Below are 3,889 nucleotides of genomic sequence, written 5' to 3'. Positions count from 1 at the left end.
GGGGGCCTCCCTGGGGGTGGGGTGCGACTGACGTCGGTCAGGAAGCTAGGCGGGCGTGATGCCGTACATCCAGCCTTGTGCAGAACTGTGCGCACGCCCCGTGGAGCTCCGTACTGGTTGCTTCACGCCCTTGCAGCGCCCTCCTCCGAGGCGGGAGAGTTCTGCACACAGCTGCACAACTGACCGCAGGAGGACGCCATGTCGTTACTGTTCGTCGGGATCGACCCGCACACGGGTGACAAGCAGAGCCCGACTGTCTGGGTGGACCAGACGCACAAGGAGATCGTCTTCCAGGGATGGAAGGCGGGTGCGGAACTCGAGGCGGAGTGCGCGGCGTGCGAGGTGCCCGGTCATGCGAAGGGGATCCCGGACGGGGGGCAGTGGTCCGCATCCCCGCCAGGATGGCGCACATGGTGAGGAAGGACCGTTCGCCGCATGGCGCAAGGGCTTCCGGCACGATCCGGCGGACCGGGCGTCCTGGTGGAGGCCGTGGCTCGATCTCGTGAGCGGTACGAGATCCACTGACAGGAAGTACGGACAGCGCGCCTCATGCCCATCTCCCCCTCCTCGTCGGCCCAGGCCGCCCGTGAAGTCGTCGCCGGGCGCCTTCGCGGTATCCGCAAGGAGGCCGGGCTGACGGTCTCGGAGCTGGCTGCCCGGTGCGGCTGGCATCACTCGAAGACCTCCCGGATCGAGAACGCGCGTACCGCGCCGACAGCGAAGGACATACGTCTGTGGTGTGAGGCGGCCGGTGTCGCCGATCAGGCCGGCGGTCTGATCACCCAGTCCCTCAACGCCGAGTCCCTGTACAGCGAGTGGCGTCTTCAGCTGCGGAACGGGCTGAAGCAGCTCCAGGACAGCTGGGTGCAGTTCTTTCACGAGACGCGGCTGTTCCGGGTGTACTCGGCCACGCTCGTGCCTGGCCTGTTGCAGACCGAGGGCTATGTCGCCGCGCTGTTCCGTCGTATCGCGGAGTTCCGGGAGATCCCGGACGAGTCGGAGGCGGCTGCCGCCGCTCGGGTCGAGCGGTCCCGGGTGATCCACGAGCCGGGGCACAGGTTCGTGCTGCTCGTGGAGGAGTCGGCGCTCTACTTCCGGATGGGGCAGGAGGAGGCGATGGCCGCTCAGCTCGGCTACCTGCTGACGGCCGGTGCGCTGCCGTCCGTCTCGCTGGGGGTGATCCCGGCGGCCACCCAGGAGAGGACCCTGTGGCCGATGGAGACCTTCCATGTGTACGACGACACGTACGTGTCGGTGGAACTCCTGTCGGCCCAGGTCAGCATCGTCCAGCCGGACGAAGTCGCCCTGTACCTGAAAGCCTTCGAACACCTGCGGTCCATGGCCGTGTACGGCCCCGACGCCCGTGCCCTCGTCCTCAAGGCCATCCAAGCCCTGGGCTGACCGCCGCACCCGTCCGTGTCGAGTCCGGGCAACGAAGAAGGCCCGGTCCGCTTGCGCGGACCGGGCCTTCCCGATCAGGGTGAGTAACGGGACTCGAACCCGCGACATCCTGGACCACAACCAGGTGCTCTACCAGCTGAGCTATACCCACCATGCGTGGCCGGACTGTTGTGGTCTGGGAAAGTCCCTGGGGGCTTTCCTTACCGGCCGAGAAAAAGTGTACAGGGTCCGGGAGGGTGCTCGCGCACATGTTTCGCGGCACCCTCCCGGGGCGGTCCCCGGTCGCCCCCGGAGTGACCCGGAAGGGTTACTCCGCAGGCAGGACGTGCTTCGCCGCGATCGCCTTCGCCGTGTCCGAGTCCGGGCCCGGCTGGGCGACGAAGATCGCCTCGCGGTAGTAGCGGAGCTCCGCGATGGATTCGCGGATGTCCGCCAGCGCGCGGTGGTTGCCGTTCTTGTCGGGGCTGTTGAAGTACGCCCTCGGGTACCAGCGGCGGGCGAGCTCCTTCACCGAGGAGACGTCCACGATCCGGTAGTGGAGGTACTCCTCCAGCGCGGGCATGTCGCGGAGGAGGAACCCGCGGTCGGTGCCGACCGAGTTTCCGCACAGCGGGGCCTTGCCCGGCTCCTTCACGTGCTCGCGGACGTACGCCAGGACTTGCGCCTCGGCGTCGGCCAGCGTGGTGCCGCCGGCCAGCTCGTCGAGGAGCCCGGAGGCGGTGTGCATCGTGCGCACCACCTCCGGCATGGTCTCCAGCGCGGCGTCCGGGGGACGGATCACGATGTCCACCCCTTCACCGAGCACGTTCAGCTCCGAGTCGGTGACCAGGGCGGCCACCTCGATAAGTGCGTCGTCCGTCAGCGAGAGCCCGGTCATCTCGCAGTCGATCCACACCATGCGGTCGTTCATGTGTCTCAGCCTACGGGGCCGCTGCGCTGGCCCGGCAGACTCGGACGCATATAACCGGTGGCGTACATCTCCGAGACGGACTTCCCCGGGTGGTCCGGTGGCGCCGCGTGGGTGATCGCCGCCGGGCCGACCAGCGCGCTCGCCGCCGTGCGCCGCGACTGCGGCATGGCCTGCGACGGCACCGTCTCCAGGGTCGGCGGACCGCCGGACGGCTCCGCCTGCGGCCGGCGCGCCCGGTAGGCGGCCCGGTAGGACGCCGGGGACGAGCCGAGCTGGCGGCGGAAGTGCCCGCGCAGCGCGACCGGCGAGCGGAAGCCGCAGCGGCCCGCGACCTCGTCGACCGAGTAGTCCGACGTCTCCAGGAGACGCTGGGCCTGGAGCACCCGCTGGGTGATCAGCCACTGGAGCGGGGCCGATCCGGTCAGCGAGCGGAACCGCCGGTCGAACGTACGGCGTGACATGTACGCGCGAGCGGCGAGGGTCTCCACGTCGAACTGCTCGTGGAGGTGCTCCAGCGCCCAGGACACGACCTCGGCCAGCGGGTCGGACCCGATCTCCTCGGGTAAAGACCTGTCCAGGTAGCGCTCCTGGCCGCCGCTGCGCCGCGGCGGGACGACGAGCCGGCGCGCGAGGGCTCCGGCGGCGTCGCTGCCGTGGTCGGTCCGCACGATGTGCAGACAGAGATCGATTCCGGCCGCCGTGCCCGCCGACGTGAGGACGTCCCCGTCGTCGACGAACAGCTCCCGCGGGTCCACATGGACCGACGGGTAGCGCTTGGCGAGCGTCGGCGCGTACATCCAGTGCGTCGTCGCCGGGCGGCCGTCGAGCAGCCCGGCGGCGGCGAGGACGAACGCCCCGGTGCACAGGCCCACGATGCGGGCCCCTTCCTCGTGCGCCCGGCGCAGCGCGTCGAGCGCGGCGGCCGGCGGTGGCGAGGTGATGGATCGCCAGGCGGGCACCACGACGGTGCCGGCCCGGTTGATGGCCTCCAGCCCATAGGGCGCGGTCAGTTCGAGCCCGCCTGTGGTCCGCAGGGGGCCCTCCTCTCCGGCACAGACCAGCAGGCGGTAACGGGGCACGCCCGCGTCCTGCCTGTCGATCCCGAACACGGAGAGCGGAATGGAGCTCTCGAAGATGGGGCCGCCACTGAACAGCAGTACGGCAACGACTTCCCGGCGTCGACGGCCGGCGAGCTTCCTTGTGGCCTCCGGTGATGCGGCAGCGGAGTCCTGGCTCATTTTGCTAAGCCCCCCTCGGTGTTCGCGGCTCCCCGTTCTTGTCCGGCTTGTCGCTCCTGCACTTTTCCCCTTGGTTTTGCACGAGTCCCCCAGCCTTCGATACGCATGATCGAATCTACTGCGTTCTGTGGCGTCGGCGTGACAAGTCCGGTACTCAGCGCTATGTCGACTTGGCAACTTGGCGCGAAGCATTCGATCACGAAGGGTTTCACCCGAGGCGCCCGTAGGGAAGTGGGCGTGGCATGCATGGCCCGTACCCGTATGGCGAAATCCGCCACGGCTGCCCGTTTTTCCCTGGTGACAAGGGGGTTGGCAGGCCATTTCGGGCAGGCGGGAGGGG

General features: G+C 69.1%; 3 protein-coding genes, 1 tRNA gene and 1 pseudogene. 2 read left to right on the top strand and 3 right to left on the bottom strand.

The genetic code is table 11. The features are described from left to right. Positions 1–198: 198 nt before the first annotated feature. Together ACJA3G_RS32310 and ACJA3G_RS32305 are read left to right on the top strand one after the other, a co-directional pair. A pseudogene (locus ACJA3G_RS32310) lies at positions 199–422 on the top strand (hypothetical protein); the annotation flags it as partial. Positions 423–549: 127 nt separating this feature from the next. Then, positions 550–1,401: a Scr1 family TA system antitoxin-like transcriptional regulator gene (locus tag ACJA3G_RS32305; RefSeq protein ID WP_406556591.1), complete on the top strand. Its 852-nt coding sequence runs from the start codon at positions 550–552 to the stop codon at positions 1,399–1,401. A 78-nt stretch (positions 1,402–1,479) separates the two neighbouring features. On the opposite strand, the gene ACJA3G_RS32300 is transcribed toward ACJA3G_RS32305, so the two are convergent. The 3 genes from ACJA3G_RS32300 to ACJA3G_RS32290 form a co-directional block, all read right to left on the bottom strand. Beyond that, positions 1,480–1,552: transfer RNA gene (locus ACJA3G_RS32300), tRNA-His, on the bottom strand. Positions 1,553–1,708: 156 nt separating this feature from the next. Next, positions 1,709–2,311 (bottom strand): oligoribonuclease, encoded by a 603-nt coding sequence (gene orn, locus ACJA3G_RS32295; RefSeq protein WP_358835468.1) that lies wholly within the window; start codon positions 2,309–2,311, stop codon positions 1,709–1,711. 5 nt (positions 2,312–2,316) lie between these two features. Then, positions 2,317–3,549, bottom strand: a complete 1,233-nt coding sequence (locus ACJA3G_RS32290) for a helix-turn-helix domain-containing protein (protein ID WP_358835469.1) — start codon at positions 3,547–3,549, stop codon at positions 2,317–2,319. Positions 3,550–3,889: the final 340 nt, after the last annotated feature.

The sequence above is a fragment of the Streptomyces sp. YS-3 genome (assembly GCF_045257485.1).
Lineage (GTDB): Bacteria > Actinomycetota > Actinomycetes > Streptomycetales > Streptomycetaceae > Streptomyces.
The sequence above is the reverse complement of the archived record's forward strand: the minus strand, read 5'-3'. Positions and strand labels throughout refer to the sequence as shown.

Coding starts and splice junctions, on each gene's coding strand:
- ACJA3G_RS32305 (WP_406556591.1), top strand. CDS start 550: ATGCCCATCTCCCCCTCCTCGTCGGCCCAGGCCGCCCGTGAAGTCGTC.
- orn (WP_358835468.1), bottom strand. CDS start 2,311: ATGAACGACCGCATGGTGTGGATCGACTGCGAGATGACCGGGCTCTCG.
- ACJA3G_RS32290 (WP_358835469.1), bottom strand. CDS start 3,549: ATGAGCCAGGACTCCGCTGCCGCATCACCGGAGGCCACAAGGAAGCTC.